The 18,049-nt window shown below is 74.2% G+C and carries 17 protein-coding genes; 5 read left to right on the forward strand and 12 right to left on the reverse strand.

Annotation, left to right across the window (positions count from 1 at the left end):
- Positions 1 to 58 precede the first annotated feature (58 nt).
- Positions 59 to 1,159, reverse strand: coding sequence for a LacI family DNA-binding transcriptional regulator (locus H9652_RS08615; RefSeq protein WP_138825600.1), 1,101 nt, complete (start codon positions 1,157 to 1,159; stop codon positions 59 to 61).
- 155 nt (positions 1,160 to 1,314) lie between these two features.
- Between H9652_RS08615 and H9652_RS08620 the strand changes: the two genes are divergently transcribed.
- From H9652_RS08620 to H9652_RS08630, 3 genes are read left to right on the forward strand one after another with little or no spacing between them, the layout of a single operon-like run.
- Entirely contained in the window at positions 1,315 to 2,814 is a 1,500-nt protein-coding gene (locus tag H9652_RS08620; RefSeq protein WP_318244059.1) for an MFS transporter, read from the forward strand.
- Positions 2,811 to 4,109, forward strand: coding sequence for an MFS transporter (locus H9652_RS08625; RefSeq protein WP_191795901.1), 1,299 nt, complete (start codon positions 2,811 to 2,813; stop codon positions 4,107 to 4,109). The genes H9652_RS08620 and H9652_RS08625 overlap by 4 nt, the downstream gene beginning before the upstream one ends.
- A gap of 54 nt (positions 4,110 to 4,163) precedes the next feature.
- Positions 4,164 to 5,381, forward strand: a complete 1,218-nt coding sequence (locus H9652_RS08630) for a UDP-N-acetylmuramate dehydrogenase (protein WP_191795902.1) — start codon at positions 4,164 to 4,166, stop codon at positions 5,379 to 5,381.
- A 98-nt stretch (positions 5,382 to 5,479) separates the two neighbouring features.
- On the opposite strand, the gene H9652_RS20055 is transcribed toward H9652_RS08630, so the two are convergent.
- The 3 genes from H9652_RS20055 to H9652_RS08645 form a co-directional block, all read right to left on the reverse strand.
- Positions 5,480 to 6,388, reverse strand: coding sequence for a L,D-transpeptidase family protein (locus H9652_RS20055; protein ID WP_191795903.1), 909 nt, complete (start codon positions 6,386 to 6,388; stop codon positions 5,480 to 5,482).
- A gap of 191 nt (positions 6,389 to 6,579) precedes the next feature.
- Positions 6,580 to 6,984, reverse strand: a complete 405-nt coding sequence (locus H9652_RS08640) for a GntR family transcriptional regulator (protein ID WP_318244060.1) — start codon at positions 6,982 to 6,984, stop codon at positions 6,580 to 6,582.
- Between the two features lie 2 nt (positions 6,985 to 6,986).
- Positions 6,987 to 8,039 (reverse strand): hypothetical protein, encoded by a 1,053-nt coding sequence (locus tag H9652_RS08645; RefSeq protein ID WP_191795904.1) that lies wholly within the window; start codon positions 8,037 to 8,039, stop codon positions 6,987 to 6,989.
- Positions 8,040 to 8,143: 104 nt separating this feature from the next.
- Between H9652_RS08645 and H9652_RS08650 the strand changes: the two genes are divergently transcribed.
- On the forward strand, positions 8,144 to 9,496 hold the full coding sequence (locus tag H9652_RS08650; protein ID WP_191795905.1) for a phosphotransferase family protein: 1,353 nt from the start codon (positions 8,144 to 8,146) through the stop codon (positions 9,494 to 9,496).
- Positions 9,497 to 9,510: 14 nt separating this feature from the next.
- On the forward strand, positions 9,511 to 9,825 hold the full coding sequence (locus H9652_RS08655; protein ID WP_191795906.1) for a hypothetical protein: 315 nt from the start codon (positions 9,511 to 9,513) through the stop codon (positions 9,823 to 9,825).
- Between the two features lie 157 nt (positions 9,826 to 9,982).
- Here H9652_RS08655 and H9652_RS08660 read toward each other — a convergent pair whose 3' ends face one another.
- The 8 genes from H9652_RS08660 to H9652_RS08695 form a co-directional block, all read right to left on the reverse strand.
- Entirely contained in the window at positions 9,983 to 10,651 is a 669-nt protein-coding gene (locus tag H9652_RS08660; RefSeq protein WP_138825584.1) for a response regulator transcription factor, read from the reverse strand.
- On the reverse strand, positions 10,648 to 12,252 hold the full coding sequence (locus H9652_RS08665; protein ID WP_191795907.1) for a sensor histidine kinase: 1,605 nt from the start codon (positions 12,250 to 12,252) through the stop codon (positions 10,648 to 10,650). The genes H9652_RS08660 and H9652_RS08665 overlap by 4 nt, the downstream gene beginning before the upstream one ends.
- Positions 12,252 to 12,689: a hypothetical protein gene (locus H9652_RS08670; RefSeq protein ID WP_191795908.1), complete on the reverse strand. Its 438-nt coding sequence runs from the start codon at positions 12,687 to 12,689 to the stop codon at positions 12,252 to 12,254. The genes H9652_RS08665 and H9652_RS08670 overlap by 1 nt, the downstream gene beginning before the upstream one ends.
- Positions 12,690 to 12,778: 89 nt before the next feature.
- A complete protein-coding gene (locus H9652_RS08675; protein ID WP_191795909.1) occupies positions 12,779 to 13,849 on the reverse strand; it encodes an adenosine deaminase in 1,071 nt (356 codons plus the stop codon).
- Between the two features lie 74 nt (positions 13,850 to 13,923).
- A complete protein-coding gene (locus H9652_RS08680) occupies positions 13,924 to 14,652 on the reverse strand; it encodes a response regulator (protein WP_191791566.1) in 729 nt (242 codons plus the stop codon).
- Positions 14,649 to 16,019: a sensor histidine kinase gene (locus tag H9652_RS08685; RefSeq protein WP_318244061.1), complete on the reverse strand. Its 1,371-nt coding sequence runs from the start codon at positions 16,017 to 16,019 to the stop codon at positions 14,649 to 14,651. The genes H9652_RS08680 and H9652_RS08685 overlap by 4 nt, the downstream gene beginning before the upstream one ends.
- Positions 16,006 to 16,860, reverse strand: coding sequence for an ABC transporter permease (locus H9652_RS08690; RefSeq protein WP_191791564.1), 855 nt, complete (start codon positions 16,858 to 16,860; stop codon positions 16,006 to 16,008). The genes H9652_RS08685 and H9652_RS08690 overlap by 14 nt, the downstream gene beginning before the upstream one ends.
- Positions 16,857 to 17,879: an ABC transporter ATP-binding protein gene (locus tag H9652_RS08695; RefSeq protein WP_191795910.1), complete on the reverse strand. Its 1,023-nt coding sequence runs from the start codon at positions 17,877 to 17,879 to the stop codon at positions 16,857 to 16,859. Before H9652_RS08695 ends, H9652_RS08690 begins: the two co-directional genes overlap by 4 nt.
- Between the last annotated feature and the right edge of the window lie 170 nt (positions 17,880 to 18,049).

Genomic DNA, 18,049 nt, shown 5'->3' on the forward strand with positions numbered 1-18,049 from the left:
CCCGGAGGGGAGAGGCGCCCTTCGTGCGTCGCGGGCCGCGTCGTGGGAGGGCGGAGGGTCAGGCGCTCGGCGCGGGCCCGGTCGTGGTGCCGGGCACGAGCTCGACGTCGAGCATGACGGTCTCCGGCTCCTTCCCGGCGAGGAGTGCGACGACCGCGTTCCCCAGCTGCGCGCCCTTCTCGGCGAGGGGCTGATGGACGCTCGTGAGGGTGTCGGGGCTGAGCCAGGGGAGGTCGAGCCCGTCGAAGCCGGCGACCGACAGGTCCTCGGGCACGCGCAGCCCGAGCTCCTTGGCGCCGAGGATCGCGCCCGCGGCGAGCAGGTCCGAGTGGGCGATGATCGCGGTCGGGCGCTCGTCGGCGGGGACCCACGTGCCGAGGATCTCGACGGCGGCCGCGTGCCCGTGCTCGACGAGCGACGCCTCGGTCTCCCAGGAGATGAGAGGCTCGACGACGTCGCGCACCCCGGTGAGCCGGTTGAGGGTGGGGGTGCGGTCTGCCTGGGCGAGGCGCTCGGCGTCGATGACTCCGCTGCGCCGCGAGTTGTCGAGGGGGAGCGAGATCTCGGCGATGCGCGTGTGGCCGAGGTCGACGAGGTGGCGGACGACCTCGGCGGTGCCGCGCCGGTCCTCGATGCCGACGAGCGGCGTGCCGGGGACGGGGCGTCCTTCGCCGATCACGACGGGCACGCCGCGGCGCTGGAGGGCGGCGAGGGTCGCGTCGTCGGTGCCGACCCCCCACACGAGGACCGCGACGTCCATCGCTGCGCTCTCGATGAGGGGGTCAACCGCGCGGGACGGGTCGTCCGAGGGGATGCCGGGGATGAGGAGCACGCCGAGGCCGCTGGTACCGAGCGTGGAGACCAGCCCGTCGAGCACCTGGACGGCGACGGGGTCGCGGAACGCGCGCTTGAGCTGGTCGCCGATCACGACGCCGACGATCCCGGACTTCCCGGAGCGCAGCTGGCGTCCGAGCGGGTTGGGGCCGGTGTAGCCGAGCTCGTCGGCCGCGGCCATGACGCGGTCGCGGGTCTCGGGGGTGATGGGGCCCGCGCCGGAGAAGGCGAGGGACGCGGTGGAGACGGACACCCCGGCGAGCGCGGCGACGCGGGCGAGGGTCGGGCGGCCTGGTGGCCTGGGTGCCTGCTCGGTCTCGGTCATCGTTGCCCCTCTGCCGGTCTTCTGGACGTTCTCGGATCCGGCGTGGCGCGCGGAAAGGTGTTTGACGGCGCGGCCAGACTACCCGCAGAATTGACCCCATGTCTCGAATCGTTTCGAAGGCCACCCCCGACGCAGGAATCGAATCGATTCGACCCGTGCTCGACCCCGGCCTCTCCCGTGCCCGTTGGTCCCTCCTGGGGATCTTCCTGCTCAACGGCATCACCATGTCGAGCTGGCTCGCCCGCATCCCGTCCGTCCGCGACGCGCTCGACATGACGCCCAAGGACCTGGGCTTCGTGCTGCTCGCCGGCGCGATCGGCGCCCTGATGACCGTCACGCTGGCCGGCCCGATCGTCAACCGCTTCGGCGGCAAGGCGACCATGCTCGCCTCGACGGCCTTCTTCGCCGCGGCGCTCGTGCTGCTCGGCGTCGGCCCGGCGACGGGCTCGGTCGCGCTGCTCGCCGCGGGCATCTTCCTCAACGGGGTGGCCTTCTCGCTCGGCAACGTCCCCATGAACGTCGAGAGCGCGAGCGTCGAGCGCCGCACGGGGCGCACGATCCTGCCCCAGTTCCACGCGGCCTTCAGCATCGGCGCGGTCGTCGGGTCGCTCGTCGGTGCGGCGTGCGCCGCGGGCGACGTCCCGGTCCTCGTGCAGTTCGTGGGCACGGCGGTCGTCGCGACGGTCTGGCGCCTGGTGAGCATCCCGCTGTTCATCCACGCGACGCCGCCGCGCCCCCGCGTCGACGGCCGCCTGGGCGACGCGAGCCCCGACGGCGTCGAGGCCGCCGCCGCCCTGCACCCGCGCTCGCGGCGCGTGCGCCTGGGCGCCGCGCTGAGTGCTTGGCGCGAGCCGCGCACCCTGCTGATCGGCCTGGTCATCATGGCCGCGGCGCTCTCCGAGGGCTCCGCGAACGACTGGCTGTCCCTCGCGGTCGTCGACGGGTTCGACCAGACCGAGGCCGTCGGCGCCGTGGTGTTCGGCGCGTTCGTCGGGGCCATGACGGTCATGCGACTGCTGGGGACGCGCCTCATCGACCGCTACGGGCGCGTCGTCGTGCTGCGCTTCTCGGGTGTGGCCTCGATCGGCGGCCTGCTGCTCTTCGGTTTTGCCCCCAACCTGCCGCTGGCCGGGGTCGGCGTGCTCGCGTGGGGCCTGGGGGCGGCCCTCGCGGTCCCGATCGGCATCGCCGCGGCGTCCGACGAGCCGCTCCAGGCTGCGAGCCGCGTCTCGGTCGTCTCGGCGTTCTCGTCGATGGCCTCGCTCGCCGCGCCGCCGCTGCTCGGCATCGCCGCGGAGACCATGGGGGCGCGGCACGCGCTCGTGCTCATCGTGGTCGCGATGGTCGTCAGCGTGCTCCTCTCGACCAAGGTCGCGCCGCTCTCCCCGAGCGCCTCGTCGCACCCCCTGCCCGACGACGGCGCGCCCGTACCCGGGCCGGGTCGCGTCGTGCGGACGGTCGGCGAGGGCGGCCACACCTCCGACGTCCAGCGAGCGGAGTCTGACCGCGTGGTAAGCAATCACCCGGTACCGTCGACCGTGCGCGCCCGCCGGCGCCGGTCGGTCCGACGGCACACCGCTGCCGACCCCGCTCCGACGGCTCCGCCCGCACCGACCAGCCCGACCTCCCACCGACGCGAGGAGACCTCCGCATGACCACCCCGCCCTCGCCGCTCCCCGGCCAGAGCACCGTGAGCGCTGCCCGAGCCGTCCAGGCGGCCACCTGGTCCGTCTTCGCGGTGTTCTTCCTCAACGGGTTCAACTTCGCGAGCTGGGCCTCGCGCCTGCCGGCGGTCCGCGACGCGCTCGGGCTCAGCGAGGGCAGCATGGGCCTCCTGCTGCTCTTCGCCGCCGTCGGGTCGCTCCTCGCGCTGCCGCTCGCGGGCATGGTCGTGCAACGCATCGGCGCGTCGCGTGCGGTCCTGCTCTTCGCCGCGGTCAACGTGGCCGGTCTCGTCGTCGCCGTGACCGGGGTGTCCCAGGGCTCGGTCGACGTCGTGCGAGCCGGACTGTTCCTCTTCGGGATCGGGACCGGCGTCTGGGACGCCGCCATGAACATCGAGGGAGCGGCGGTCGAGCAGCGTCTCGGCAAGGCGATCATGCCCCGCTTCCACGCGGGCTTCTCGTTCGGCACCATGGCGGGAGCCGGCGTCGGCGCCCTGGCCGCGTTGGCGGGCGTGCCCGTCCAGTGGCACCTCGCAGCCGCGCTCGCGCTCAGCCTCCTGGGCGTCGTGTGGTGCGTGCGTTCCTTCCTGCCCGCAGGCGACGTCCAGACCGACGCGCCGCCGTCGGGCGCTGAGGACGCCGCGGGCGAGGACCCGGCGACCGCCGTCCACTCGTCGAAGGGCGCGCGGAGCGCCCTCGCGGCCTGGCGCGAGCCGCGGACCCTGCTGATCGGCCTCGTCGTCCTGGCCGCGGCCCTGACCGAGGGCGCGGCGAACGACTGGGTCGGGCTCGCGGTCGTCGACGGCTTCGGCACGTCGGACGCGATGGGCGCCGTGGGGCTCGGGATCTTCCTGACGGCCATGACGGGCATGCGACTGCTCGGCACGGGCCTGCTCGACCGCTTCGGACGCGTGGCCGTGCTGCGCATCTCCGCGGGCCTCGCGTTCGTGGGCCTGCTCGTGTTCACGCTCGTGCCCACCCTGTGGGTCGCGCTCGTCGGCGTGGTCCTGTGGGGCATGGGCGCGGCGCTCGGCTTCCCCGTCGGGATGAGCGCGGCCTCGGACGACCCCGCGCACGCCGCGGTCCGGGTCAGCGTCGTCTCGACGATCGGCTACTCGGCCTTCTTCGTCGGGCCCCCGCTCATCGGGTTCCTCGCCGAGCACATCGGCGGCTACCGTCCGGCGCTGCTGGTCATCGCGGTGCCGCTCGTGATCGGGCTGCTCGTCGTCAACGCGGCCAAGCCGCTGCCGACGGCCGCGGGCGGCGGGGGCGCAGCGGCGCACTGAGCACCCCGGGTCCTGCCCGCCGGACGGCGAGACCCGGCGAACTAGGCTGGACCCATGACCGCCACCCCTGCACGCCGCGTGTCCGCCGTCGAAGCCGTCGCCGAGGGCGGCGCCTCCGGGGCAGGTGAGGTGCTCGACCAACCGGCGCTCGCCGAGCTCACGACCCTGCGCGTCGGCGGCCCGGCGGACGCCTACGTCGAGGCCACGACCGAGGCAGAGCTCGTCGACGCCGTGCGCGCGGCCGACGACGCGGGCGAGCCGCTCCTCGTGATCGGCGGCGGGTCCAACCTGCTCGTGAGCGACGAGGGCTTCGGCGGCGTCGTGGTGCGGGACGTGCGCGCCGAGATCCGCATCGACGCCGAGGACACGTGCGGCGGCGGGAGCATGACCGTCACCGCGGGCCAGGACTGGGACCAGCTCGTGGAGCGGGCAGTGGCCCAGGAGTGGGTCGGGATCGAGGCGCTGTCCGGCATCCCCGGCACGGTCGGGGCGGCCCCGGTCCAGAACATCGGCGCGTACGGCCAGGAGGTCGCCGGGGTCGTGGCCTCGGTGCGGGTGTGGGACCGCGCGGAGTCGAGGATCCGGAACCTCCCGCTGATCGACCTCGCCTTCGGCTACCGCACCTCGCTGCTCAAGCGGAGCATGCACGCCTCGCCCGAGGGCGGCGACATCTGGTACCCGTCCCCGCGCTACGTCGTGCTCGAGGTCAACCTCCAGATGCGGCTCGGGACCCTGTCCGCCCCGATCGCCTACCCCGAGCTTGCGCGCCGCCTGGGCGTCCAGGTGGGCGAGCGGGCGCCGAGCGCCGAGGTGCGCGCCGCGGTGCTCGAGCTGCGCGGGGGCAAGGGCATGCTGCTCGACGACCCGACGGCCCCCGACCACGACCGCTGGAGCGCGGGCTCGTTCTTCACCAACCCGGTCGTCGCCGCGGACCAGGCCGACCTGCTGCCGGCCGACGCGCCACGCTTCCCGGTCCGCTCCGCGCTCCCGTCCCGCACGACCGGCCCGAGCCTGGGCGAGATCGACCCGACGCTCGTCAAGACGTCGGCGGCCTGGCTCATCGAGCACGCCGGTTTCACGAAGGGCTTCGGGGTGCACGGCCCGGCGAGCGCTGCGACGCTCTCGACCAAGCACACGCTCGCGCTCACCAACCGTGGCGGGGCGAGCGCGGCGGAGATCGTCGAGCTCGCGCGGGCAGTGCGCGACGGCGTGCTCGACACCTTCGGGATCGAGCTCGTCCCCGAGCCCGTGCTGGTGGGCGTCGCGCTCTGAGGCCTCGCGCGGACACCGCGAGGTAGCGGGAGCCCGTCGAGAGTGAGGGCCATGACCTCCTCCCTCGGCGCCGACCCTCTACCTGGCGGACCGCGGTCTCAGTAGACGAGCACCGTCGTGCCCTGCGGCGCGCCCCACGAGTCCCAGATCCAGTTCATCGCGCCGTTCGTGACGCGCACGCACCCGTGCGACGCGGGGCTCGGCGGCACCGAGCCGGAGCCGTGCACCGCGATGCCGCCCGTGAAGAACTTCGGCCGCCACATGCTGCCGAGCTCGAGCGACGACTCGTAGTTCGCGTCGACCTGCCGCCCCACCTGGAACGTGCCGCTGGGCGTCCGGGCCGTGTACGTCCTGCCCTTGGCCTCGTACCGCTCACCGTTGCCCGAGGATGCGTTGAAGACCTTGGTGACGTGCCCGTCGTCGACCGCGAGGACGAGCTGGCGGTCGATGTCGATCTCGATGACGTGGCCCGACGTGCTCTGCGCCGAGGGCCGGACGCCCTGGTCGAGCGCGGCCTGTGTCGCGGGGCCCACACGGCCGTCCCGGCTGATGCCCGCGGCCTTCTGCAGCGCCCACACGGCCTGCTGGGTGCCGGGGCCGAAGTCGCCGTCCGGGGTGGCGCCCCAGTAGCCCAGGTCGACGAGCCGCTGCTGGAGCGCCGTCACCCGTTCCCCCGTGCTCCCGCGGACGAGCTCGACGGTCGCCGGGTCCGGCGCGGGCTCGACCGGGGGCGGCTCGACGGGCGGTGGCTCGACCGCGGGAGGGGCAGGCTCGACCGTCGGGGTGGGGGTCGGAGCGAGGACCTCGGGGGACGGCGAGGGCGGCGCGCTCGGTGTCGTGGTGGGCCGTGGAGTCGCGCGGGGGGAGGCTTCCGGGGAAACCGACCCTGCCGCGCCCGGCCCGCCGTCGACCCGCGGTCCGAGCGCGTCGCACCCGCTGACGAGCAGCATCGCGAGCAGCGCGGCCGTCGCGGCTGCCCAGGTCTTCCGGGTCGATCGATCCCTCATGCACGTTCCCCCTCGACGTGGGGTCCTCCGCGAACCCGCTGTGACCACGGTCCCACGGCGTCGCGGGGCGTGGCGTGCCCAGGGAGCAGGGGTTGCGGAATCGTTGTGAACCCGGCCCGGGGTGCGGTGCGGCGGACCCGGGCCCGCTGCCGGGCCGCCCGGCACGCGGGCGTCGCCGGGACCCGCGCGACTCAGTCGCCGTGCCGGTGCAGGAGCTCCCCGCGCACGAGGTCGAGGATCGCGTCGTCGTCCAGACCTGCCTCGCGCACGGACACCACGAAAGCCCGCGCGGCCTGCCGGGTGACGACGTCGGCGGGCGCCACGCCGTCGGACACGACCGTTCCCGCGCGCCGGTTCGTCGTGGTGACGCCCGCCGCCTCGAGCTCGCGATAGGCGCGCGCGACGGTGCCCGCCGCGAGCCCGAGGTCGGCCGCGAGCGCACGGATCGTCGGGAGGCGGTCGCCGACGAGGAGGCGCTCGGAGGCGACGTGCGCGACGATCTGCGACCGGATCTGCTCGTACGGCGGCACGCCCGAGGCGAGGTCGATCTCGAGGTGCAGCCCGCCGCCCACGGGCGGGCGCTCGGTGGAGGACACGTTCAGGCCTCCTGGGGGGCCCGGGCCGGGCGAGGCACGGGGAGGGCGTCCGGAGCGACCCGGGGCAGGGGGCGCCCGGGGACCACGGCGAGGGCGAGGGCGACCACGCCGGCCGTCGAGCCCAGGACGACCAGCGACCACCCGGTCACGGGCTCCTCGACGGTCACGAAGGAGCTCCCCAGCCAGAGGAGGACGAGGCAGAGCGTGAGTCCTGCGACGAGCTGGGGCAGGCGTAGGACCCGACGGGCGGTCAGCCGCCGCAGTGCGAGGTCCCAGGTGGCGTCGACGCCCTCGACGGCTGGGCGGTTCGTGACACGGCGCAGCACGATCTCGACGGCAAGCACCAGGACGAGCGCTCCCGCCGCGAGCGGCACGGCCGCCTGCCAAGAGGGGTAGGGCGTCGCGGTGACCAGCTCGACGAGGTTCTCGCGGCCGGGACGGGGAGCCGCGACGCTGCGCTGCAAGGTCCCGGGACGGGTGGCTGTGAGGCCGCCCGTCAGGGCTGCGGCGACGAGGAGCGCGGACCAGGCCCACGTCACGGTCCGAAGCGCCGCCGGGGCGATCGAGCCCGTGGTGCGGGCGGCGAGCCCGGCTCGTCTGACCGTGCCGTCCGACGAGGGCCACGTGGCTTCCCCGACGAGCAGGACGGCGAGGTAGGCGAACGCGATCCCTGCCGGGGCGAGCGCGAGCGGGACGGGGTTCCAGCCGGTTGCCCAGTAGTCCGCGTCGGGTGCGTAGTCGGCGAACCGGGGCATCAGCAGGGGGCCGAGGGCGATGCCGCCGACCGTCAGGAGGGCCACCGTGGTCAGGAGGGCGACCAGCCAGGCGACGACGTGCGCGGTGGTCGCACGCGCCGCCGCCAGGATCGTGGCGGCGGCGAGCGGCGAACTGGCGGCAGCGGCCCGGCGGCGCGTCGCGCGTGTCGCGAGCGCGAGGGCCAGCGCGAACGTCCCCCCGAGCACGACGAGGAGGGGCCCGAGCATGAAGACGACGGACCAGGCGATGTCGTAGGCGGGCGGCATGAACGACTCCGAGAGAATGGTTTGTGTCACCATGTCGATACAATGACAGGATGCTGCGGCCGGTGTCAACGGTTGCGTGAGAGGACTCTCACGCAGTCCTCATGTGGGCATCACTCCCGGCCGATGTCCTTGCTCCCATGGACACCGCCGCGCAGCTCCTCACCGGCCCCCGGGCGGGTGACCTCCTGGAGGCGGCGCTCGCGATCGACCACGTGACCCTCGGGTCGTGGCGGGTGCACCAGGTGCACGCCCGCCCTGGCGCGGAGGTGAGCGTGGGGTACGAGGTCACGGTCCGTGGCGAGACCGACGGCGCCCGCACACCGCCCGGGCGCCCCGAGTACCTCGTGGCCACCACCGCGGACCTCCCTCCGGACGTCGTCGAGCGGCGCGGGATCCTGCGCCTCGTGGACGGCGAGCAGACCGTCCACGTGTGGCGTCACCCCGTGGACCCGCTGCTCCCCGGTCTGGCGACGGCCTGCGACCCCGCGGTGCTCACCGACCGGTGGCGCTCGCTCGACCCGCACGCGCCCCTCGTCCTGGGGCTCGACCTCGTGACCTACCGTCCGCTGCGACGCGCGGTGCTCCGGGCACACACCACCGACGGTGACGTCTACCTCAAGGTGGTCCGCCCGGACCGGGTGACGGACCTCCGCATCCGCCACGACCTCTTCCTCGTCGCGGAGGCGGCCCCCATGGGCTACACGCTGTCGGCGCCGCCCGCGGCCCCGCGCGTGCTCGCCTCGCTCGGCGAGGGGATCCTCGTGCTCGCCGCACGGCCCGAGGAGACGCTGGCCTCCGCGATCGCATCCACCCCGCGGCACGAGCAGCCGCTGACGATCGACCCGCACGAGCTCCTTCGCGCCCTCGTCGCTCTCCCGCAGGACGCGGCCCTGCTCGAGCGCCGGGTCGCGTGGGCCGAACGGTCCGAGCACTACGCGCGCGCCGCCGTCGGGCGACTTCCTGGCCATGCCGGGCGCATCGAGGCCCTCGAACGCTCCCTGCGCCGGATCGTGGCCGACCGCGACCCCGGACCCGTGGTCGCGACGCACGGCGACTTCTACGAGGCCAACGTCCTGCTCGTCGGCGGAGCCGGGTGCCGTCGTGTCGCCGCAGTCCTGGACGTCGACACCCTGGGCCCCGGCCACCGCATCGACGACCTGGCGTGCATGACGGGCCACCTCGCGGTCCTGGAGACCCTCGCACCCCAGGTCTACCCGGGCGTCCAGGGCCTGGTCGACCGCTGCCTCGCGGTGTTCGGCGAGGCCACCGACCCGATCGGGCTGCGTGCGCGCAGCGCCGGCGTCGTCCTGTCGCTCCTGCCGGGCGCTCCCCGCGAGGCGCTCGCGGAGGCCTGGCTCGGTGTGGCCGAGGAGCTCCTCGCGGGAGCAGAGACGCGTCTGAGAGTCCTCTCACGTCCGGCTCCTGCTCCTCTCACGTCGGGCAGCGACTGTCGTGACGACGGGGCGGCAGCTCGGCCGCTCATCGTCTGAGGAGGTTGGAAGACATGGACGCACGCAGGATCTGGATCGCCACGGGAACGCTCGGAGTGCTCGGCGTCGGACTCGGCGCGACGATGGCCGCAGCGGAAGCGCGCGCCGACGTCGACGCCCCGGCGGTCGTCGAGTCCGGTGACGACGCGACGACGGCGCCAGGCGCAAGCCCGAGCCCGAGCCCTTCGGACCTGGACCCGTCGAGCTCCACGACGACGGTGTCCACCAGCACCGCGGTCTCCGCACAGACCGCGAACACGCCACCGAGCCCGGTGAGCGCGCAGAGCCCGGTCTCGGCACAGACGTCCCCGTCGGCGCCGACCCCCTAGGGGGAGGCGCCCTGACGGGGCGACTCGGCGGTCGGCGCGTCACCGACCGTACGTGAGAGGGCGGAGGCACACGGGCCTCCGCCCTCTCGTCGTCCTGTGCTCCGGTGCTCCGGTGCTCCGGTGCTCCCGCCAGGCCGACCACGCGACCCCGCAGGGCTCAGGCCGCGGGGTCCGCCAGCCGGTAGCCCATGCCACGCACCGTGACCACGCGCTCGGCACCGAGCTTGTTGCGCAGGTACCGCACGTACACGTCCACGACGTTGGAACCGGGGTCGAAGTCGTAGCCCCACACGCGCGACAGCAGCTGCTCACGGCTCAGGACCTGACCGGGGTTCCGCAGGAACGTCTCGGCCAGCGCGAACTCGCGGGCGGACAGGTCGACCTCGCGATCCTCGGTGCGGGCCCGGCGGGTGCGCAGGTCGAGGCTGAGCGAACCGTGCGAGAGCACCGTGACCTCCCCGGCGGGTTCCGTGCGCAGACGCAGCCGGATGCGGGCCAGGAGCTCCTCGAAGCGGAACGGCTTGACCATGTAGTCGTCGGCGCCCCCCTCGAGACCGGCGACGGTGTCCGTCACGGACGAGCGGGCCGTGAGGATGATGACCGGGATGGTGCTGCGGGACGCGCGCAGGCGGCGCAGGACGGTGAAGCCGTCCTGGTCGGGCAGGCCCAGGTCGAGGATCATCAGGTCGTACTCCCCGGTCTGGGCCAGGTCGTACCCCTCCCGACCGGTGGTCACGGCCGCGCTCGCGTAGCCGGCGGCACGCAGCCCCTTGGTCACGAACGACGAGATCCGGGTCTCGTCCTCGACGACGAGGATCTGGCTCACAACGATGTCCTTTCACCCTGACGTGCCCGAGAGGTGACCGGGATCTCCATGGTGAGAGGGGTCTCGGTCGTGGTGGCGAGCGGCGGCCTCGGGACGACGGGGGCTCCCCCCGTGCTGCCGTGGTCGGCCGGTTCGGGGACCGGAGGAGCGTGCCCGGGGTCGAGCGGGAGGTCGAGCGTGAAGGTCGAACCGAACCCCCGGGTCGAGGAGACCTCGACCCGTCCCTCGTGCCCTCCGGCGATCGCGCTGACGATCGCGAGGCCGAGCCCCGCGCCGTCGCGGAACGCCGGCTCACGCTCGGCCTGCGCGAAGCGGACGAAGATGCGTTCGAGCTGGTCGGGGGAGACGCCGATGCCCTCGTCGCGCACCCAGAGGCGGATCCGACCGTCGCGGACCGAGGACCCCAGGGTGATCCTGGTGCCGGGCGCGGAGAACTTCACGGCGTTGGACGCGAGCTGCAACCAGGCCTGCGTGAGGCGCTGCTCGTCGACGTGGGCCGTGGCCCCGGTGCGCGCGTCGACGGTCCACCGGCGGTCGCCCAGGAGGCGCGCCTTGTCGAGGATGTCGTCCGTGAGCCGACCGAGGTCGGTCTCCTCGAGCCGCACGAACCCGGGGCTGCCCGCCGTGGCGAGGGTCATGAGGTCGTCGACGAGCCGGTGCATCCGGTCGAGCTCGTCGAGAGCGAGGTCGCGCGTGCTCGCGGCGTCCTCCGGGTCGTCGGGGTCCATGAGCTCGAGGTGCCCCCGCACGATCGTCAGGGGAGTGCGCAGCTCGTGCCCGACGTCGTCGAGGAGCTCGTGCTCGGCGTCGAAGGCCGCGGCCAGGCGGTCCAGCATCTCGTTGAAGGCGTGCGTGAGCTCCGAGACGTCGTCGTTGCCCGTGACGGGGATGCGCTCGGACGTGTGGGTGTCGCTGATGCGCCGGGCGGTCTGGCCCAGGAGCCGCACGGGGCGCAGGAGGCGGCCTGCGACGAGCCAGCCCACCCCGGCGATCAGCAGCAGTGCCACGACGGCGATGACCGCGTAGGTGCGGAAGACCTGGTCGAACTCGGCGTGCTCGGCGCTGCGGTCGAACGCCAGGACGAGCGCGGACGGGACGTCGCCGTCGGTCACGGGCACGACGAGGACGCGGTAGCTCGAGCGCGGGGTCGTGATCTCGCGCAGCACCACCTTCTGCCCGGTCGTGAGGGGTTCGAGCGCGTCCATGAGGACCTCGTCGTCCTCGAGCCGCAGCGGCACGGGCGACGCCGCGATCCACTGGGCGCGTCCCGCGCGGAAGCCCACCATGCCCTCGTGCGGGGCGGGGACGGTCTGTCGCATCGCGGTGTTCACGAGGTCGTCCGACGACGTGAAGCGCTCACCGGTCGCGGGGTGCACGCCTTCGTGGGCGAGCGCCTCGAACTCCTCGAGGGAGCGCATGAGCGACTGGTCCATGCGGTCGTCCACGTGCGCGCGCTGGGCCGTGTAGGCGACCCCGCCCGCGATGATCAGGCCGAGCGCGGCCAGGGCCAGGACCGCCCCGAGGATCCGGGCGCGGACCGTCTGGAGCCTGGACGGCGCCCGGCGGGGCGCGGGCTCGGTGCCCTGGGTGTGCTGCGCCATCATCCGTTCCCTGTGTCTGGGGTCCACATGCCGTCGTCGTACTCGTCGGACGGGCGGTACATGCCGTCGTCGTACTGGTCGCCCGGGTGGTACATGCCGTCGTCGTAGGGCTGTTCGGGGGTCTTGCCGACCGTGTCCGCCCCGCTGCGGGGCGGCGCGGGCTGCACGGGGACGAGCGGCGAGCTCGGGGTCACCGGCTCGTCCTCGCCACCGCCGTCGTTGTCGTCGTCGTCCGGCTCGTCGTCGGTCTCGTCGGGCGGCGGCGTAGGGGTCGGAGACGGCAGGGTGGTCTCCTGGGGGGTGGGTGCGGGAGCGAGGACGACGAGCCCCCGCAGGTCACGGTCCGGGGGGCTCGCGGAGACGATGGCGACGGCGCCCGCACCCGCACCGAGTGCGACCAGCACGAGCGTGATCACCCACACCGTCGTCCGTCGCATGGCGCGAGTATCTCGGGTACGCATGAGAGACGGATGAGAGCGTGTGTCACCCGGGGCCGCGCCGTCCGCCCCGTCGCCGGCCCCTCGTGTCACCGCACCGACCGCCCGTCACCTGAGGCGGGGACGCCCGCCGGCGCTGCGGGATCCTGCGCGAGCCAGGAGTCGACGCCCGCGAGCAGCCGGGCCCGCGTGGCAGCGCCGGCGCGGCTCGCGCGGATCGAGGACCGGGCCAGGTCTGCGAGGTCCTCGTCGGAGAACCCGTGCTCGGTCCGCGCGGACTCGTACTGCGCCACGAGGCGCGAGCCGAAGAGCAACGGGTCGTCGGCGCCGAGCGCGACCTGGGCGCCCGCGTCGACGAGCGCCCCGAGCGGGACCTGCGCGCCGTCGTCGTACACCCCGAGGGACACGTTCGAGGCGGGGCACACCTCGAGCGCGACCCCGCGCTCGACGACCTGCTCGAGGACCCGCGGGTCCTCGACCGAACGCACCCCGTGCCCGATCCGGTCGGGGTCGAGGTCCGTGAGCACCTCGGTCACGTGGTCGGGGCCGAGCAGCTCGCCCCCGTGCGGGACGAGCGCGAGTCCCGCACGACGTGCGATCGCGAACGCCGGGGCGAAGGCAGCGGTGTCCCCGCGCCGCTCGTCGTTGCTCAGCCCGAAGCCCAGGACCTCGCCCGGGCCGTCGCCCACGTACTGGGCCGCGAGACGTGCGAGGGTCCGCGCGTCGAGCGGGTGGCGCATGCGCGACGCCGCGACGATCACGCCCACCTCCGTCCCGGTCGCCGCGCTGGCCTCCCGCGCCGCGTCGAGCACGATCTCCACGGCGGGCGAGATGCCGCCCACGAAGGGTGCGTACGACGTCGGGTCGACCTGGATCTCGAGACGACCCGACCCCTCGGCGGCGTCGTCCTGCGCGGCCTCGAGCACGATCCGGCGCATGTCGGCCTCGGAGCGGACGCACGCGCGCGCCGCGTCGTACAGGCGCTGGAACCGGAACCAGCCGCGCTCGGTCGCGGGCAGGCGCAACGGGTCTCCGTCGAGCAGGGCCGACGGGAGCCGTACGCCGTACTGCGCGGCGAGGTCGTGCAGCGTCGCCGGTCGAATGGAACCGGTGAAGTGCAGGTGGAGGTGGGCCTTGGGGAGCTTCGCCAGATCACGCACAGAGGCAGTCTCGCACCCTGCAGTCACCGGCCGAGGGCCCGGTCCGGCCGTCGGTCGGCCCTGACCGGGTGAGATCACGCCCCCGGCAGGATGCCCCGTTCGATCGCGACCGTGACGGCGCGCGTGCGGTCGTCGACCCCGAGCTTGGCGAACGCCCGCAGCAGGTGCGTCTTGACCGTGGCCTCGGAGATGAAGAGCTCGCGCCCGATCGCCGGGTTGCTCAGACCACGCGCGACGAGGGCCAGGACCTGGGCCTCGCGCGCCGTCAGGCGCTCGCCCGCGCCCCGCACGGTCGTGACGAGCCGCGTCGCGACCGTGGGTGCGAGGACCGTCTCGCCGCGGGCCGCGGCGCGGATGCCCGCGACGAGCGTCTCGCGCGGCGTGTCCTTGAGCAGGTAGCCCGTCGCGCCGGCCTCGACGGCCCGCAGGATGTCGGTGTCGGTCTCGTACGTCGTGAGCACGACGACGCGCGGGCGCCTCGCCCCCGCCGCGGAGGAGGCGAGGATCTCGGTCGTCGCGCCCACGCCGTCGAGCACGGGCATGCGCAGGTCCATGAGCACGACGTCGGGACCCAGCTCGTGCGCGAGGGTCACGCCCTCGCGGCCGTCGCCCGCCTCGCCGACGACGACGAGGTCCGGCTCGGCCATGAGCATCCCGACGAGCCCCGAGCGCACCACGGGATGGTCGTCGACGACGAGGACGCGGACCGTGGGAGCCGACGAGGGCGCCCCGGTCCCGGTCGCCGAGACGGTCGTCCTGGGGCGGGTGGGCGACGAGGACGGACGGTCGGCGGTCGAGGTCACGGGTGGCTCCGGGGGAGAGGGGCGGGATGGGGCGGGGCACCGGCGGGGTGGTCGGCGGGCACGGGCAGCTCGACCCGGACGCTCGTCCCACCACCCGGGGGCGACAGGACGCGCACCGTGCCCTCACCCTCGGCGACGCGTTCACGCATGCCGCGCAGACCGAACCCTTCCACGACGCCCGGTCCGAGCCCCCGACCGTCGTCCGTGACCTCGAGGACGACCGTGGCGCCGTCGGGTGCCGACCCCTCCCGGCCGCCCGGCCCCGCCCCCTCGCCCAGGGAGACGACGACGGAGCTCGCCTGCGCGTGCCGGCGCACGTTGGCCAGGGCCTCCTGCGCGGACCGCAGCAGGACGACGTCCTCGGCGCTGCCCAGCCCCGGGACGACCGACAGCCGCAGCGTCACCGCGACCCCCGACTCGTCCTCGAAGCGGCCGGCCAGGCGCTCGATCGCCTCGACGAGCGTCGCGCCCTGCAACGGCACGGGGGAGAACGCCGTGACGAGGGACCGGGCATCGGCCAGGTTGTCGCGCGCCGTCGTCTCGACGAGTGCGAGCCGGTCCCGGGCCGCACCCACGTCGTCGCGGTCGAGGTCGGCGCTCGCGGCCTGGGCGAGCATGACGATGCTCGTGAACCCCTGTGCCAGGGTGTCGTGGATCTCGCGGGCCATGCGCTCGCGCTCGGCCGCGACCCCCGCCGCGTGGTGCACCGCACCGAGCTCTGCCTGCGCGGCGTTGAGATCGTCGACGAGCTGGGCATGGCGTGCGGTCTGGAGCATCGTCTGGCCGACCCAGATCCCGAGCAGGATCGAGAAGGCGAGCGCGACCCCCATCTGCGGTGCGGCCCTCGTGAGGGCCTCGCGGGAGAACCCGGACGCGGCCGTGAGCGCGAGGGTCGTGCCGACCGCGAGCAGGGTCGAGAGCGCGAGGCTGACCCACCGGCGCTCCGAGAGCATCCAGATCTGGGTGAACGCGACGAACAGCAGGAACGTCCCGAGCTGGTTCTGGATCACGGCGACGTCGGTCGCGACGATCAGGATCAGCAGGTAGGAGACCGCCAGACGCTGGTCGCGGTTCCGCGCCGCCGGCCTGCCGAGGAACGTGTACGCGAGCAGGATCACGCCGATCGCACCCAGGGCCAGGGCGAGCCGGTCAGGCTCGATCCCGGCCAGGAGCAGCGCGACCGCGCTCAGGAGCACGACGACGTAGAAGCCCACGTCCCACCACACGACCACGTGGTCCCACGAGGACTCGAAGCTGTCCAGCGCAGAGCCGGTCGACGGGCCCTGGCCCGCGGCGGGGTGCACGGGGCGACCGCCCGCCGCGCGCTCCGTCGCCGGCCGGTCCACCGGGCTCTCAGCCGTCGTCACGCCGCCTCCACCTGAACGTCCGGACCCCCACCACGAGGCCCACGACGAGCCACGCCACCAGTACAGCAGCCGTCGCCCCGTGCTGCCACGACCCGCCCGTCTCGAGGGCCGCGGCCTCGGGCGGCAGGAACACCGAGCGCATGCCCTGCGCGAGCCACTTGAGGGGGAACACCGAGGCGATCTGCTGCATCCAGGACGGGAGGGCGAAGAACGCGAAGAACACACCCGAGATGAACTGCAGCACCAGCACGATCGGGGCCACGACGGCGCTCACGGACTTCCCGGAGCGGGGGACCGAGGAGAACGCGACGCCCAGCACCGAGCCGGTCGCGGTGCCGAGCACGAACACCCACGCGAACGTCGTCCAGGCCGCGGCGGTGGTCGGCATCGGGACGTCGAACGCCGTGGTGGCGAGCAGCAGCAGGGCGGCGGTCTGGACGGTCGTGACGAGCAGGACCTGCCCGATCTTCCCCAGGAAGTAGGAGGTCGCGGGCAGGGGCGTCGCCCGCAGGCGCTTGAGCGTGCCGTCGTCGCGCTCGACCGCGATCGAGATCGCGAGGTTCTGGAAGCTCGTGAGCATGACGCCCGTGGCGACCATGCCCGGCAGGAAGTACTGCGCGTACGGCACGGATCCTGCGGCACTGCCCTGTTCCTCCTGCCCGAACACCGTCGCGAAGATCGCCATCATGATGAGCGGGTAGGCCAGGATGAAGACGACCGCGTCGCGCTCGCGCAGGAACGCGAGCATCTCGATCCAGGTCCGCCGCAGGCCAGTGCCGAGGACGCCGGGAAGGGGTCGCCCGGCGGGCAGCGCACGGGTGGGCGACGTCTGGGTGCTCATCGGGAGGCCTCCTCGGCGACGGGAGCGGACAGGACGGCAGAGGTCGGGGCGTCGTGCGGGGCTCCGGGCGGCGCTGCGGCGGACGGGGCCGAGCCGGAGGGGGAACCGGACGGGGCGACGGGCGCGGCTCCGATGAGCTCGAGGTACACGTCCTCGAGGCTCGGCTGGAGCACGCGCAGGCCGGGCACCTCGCCGTCGGGTCCGGCCAGGGTGGCCGCGAGCGAGGTGACCAGCGCGGTCGGGTGGTCGGTCCGCTCGGCGCGCGCGACGCCGTCGGACACCCACCGCACGACGGGGCGCAGCGCACCTGGCCCGCCCAGGTCGGCCGGCGCCCCGAGGGCGACGACCTTCCCGTCGCGCACGACGGCGGCGCGGTCGGCCAGGTGCGCGGCCTCGTCGAGGTAGTGGGTCGTCAGGAGGATCGTGGTGCCGCCCTCGCGCAGGGCCAGGACGAGGTCCCAGAAGCTGCGACGCGCCTGCGGGTCGAACCCGGTCGTGGGCTCGTCGAGGAACAGCAGCTCGGGGTCGCCCATGATCCCGAGGGCGACGTCGAGGCGGCGGCGCTGACCGCCCGAGAGCTGGCGGGCACGCGTGGACGCCTTCTCCAGCAGCCCGACGGCGGCGATCACCTCCTCGGGGTCCCGCGGGGCCGGGTAGAAGGTCGCGAAGTGGTGCACGAGCTCGCGCACCGTGAGCTCGGCCTGGTCGCGCGAGTCCTGCAGGACGACGCCGATCCGGCTGCGCCATGCGCGCCCTGCGAGCGCGGGGTCCTCGCCCAGGACCTGGATCTCGCCGCCGTCGCGCTTGCGGAAGCCCTCGAGGATCTCGACCGTCGTGGTCTTGCCCGCACCGTTGGGTCCCAGGACCGCGAAGATCTCGCCGCGCTCGACCGTGAGGTCCAGGCCGTCGACGGCCTGCTTCACGACGCCGCCGCGCTGCACGTACCGCTTGGTGAGCCCCCGGACCTCGATGGCTGGGGTGCCCGTTCCTGCTCGGGGAGGTGTCGTGTCTCTGCTCATGGCTCCAGCCTGGTCGGCGAGGTCCCTGCGGCGCGACGACCGGTCGGGGGGACGTGGGGTCCACCGACCGGTGGACGCCGAGGGTGACGCTCCCGCCTGCCGAGGGCGACGCTCCCGCCCGCCGAGAGTGACGGCGGGCCCGAACCGTGGACGCCGGGGGTGACAGGACA

The organism is Oerskovia rustica (genome assembly GCF_014836555.1).
Lineage (GTDB): Bacteria > Actinomycetota > Actinomycetes > Actinomycetales > Cellulomonadaceae > Oerskovia > Oerskovia rustica.